This window comes from Streptomyces sp. URMC 123, from assembly GCF_051386515.1.
Classification (GTDB): domain Bacteria; phylum Actinomycetota; class Actinomycetes; order Streptomycetales; family Streptomycetaceae; genus Streptomyces.
Map to the genome: position 1 here is coordinate 1 of NZ_JBPQTV010000659.1, position 857 is coordinate 857.

General features: G+C 81.3%; 1 pseudogene. It reads left to right on the forward strand.

Going from position 1 to position 857, the window contains the following annotated elements:
* Nucleotides 1-857 (forward strand): annotated as a pseudogene (locus tag ACSNOD_RS31500) (hypothetical protein); the annotation flags it as partial.

Here is an 857-nt window from a genome sequence, read left to right on the forward strand (position 1 = left end):
GGGCGGAGGTGGCCGCGGCGCCGTACGGGGGCGCGGCCCGCGAGCCGGACGCCGCACCGGACGGCGGCCGGGGGGCGCCGGGACGCCCACCCTCCGCTGGAGGCCCGGCTGGCGCGGCTGGCGGGCCTGCGCACCCCGGCCGGCCGGGACAGCGGCGTCCCGGCGTACGAGTTGCTGCCGACCGACCGGCGAGCGATCGTGGCCCGGCTCGGGCGTACGGCCGGTGGCGAACGGTCCCTGCTGTGGCGGGCCTGGCTCGACCTGGCCGCCGGGCGGCGGGCCCGCGCGCGGGCGCGGACGCTGCTCCGCGCGGCCGACCGGGTGGACGCGGCGAGGGCGTACGGCGCGGGCGCGGACGGCGGGTGGGAGGCGGTCGGCGGGGCGGCGGCCGTACGGCGGCGGGCCTCGCGACCGAGCGCGGCGACCGTGCTGCGGCTGCTCGCCGAGGGGCGGCGCGGCGAGCTGTCCCGGGAGTTCGCGGCCCGCACGGAACGGGACCTCGGGGAGCCGGCCTGGGACGGCTCCCTGCACGAGGCCCTCTGGGCGCTCGTGGCCCTGCTGGTGGTGGAGGCCGGGCAGGCGCGGTGGCGGCCGGCGTGGGACGGGACGGCCCGGTTCGACTGCCCGGAGCTGTCCGAGCGGGCGCTGCACGACATGGTCCGGGAGGTGCTCGCCCGACGCTCCGACCAGCAGCGGCTGTTGCTGCGTCTGGCGGTACTGGGCGTCGACCCGGAGCGTCCGCCCGCGCTGGGGGTGGGCGGCCGGGAGCCCTTCGCGGGGCCCGGGGCGGCCTCCGGTGTCATCCCGGCGCGATCGGGTCGAAGGACGGCGCGGGCTGTCGATACGACGGGTGCGGG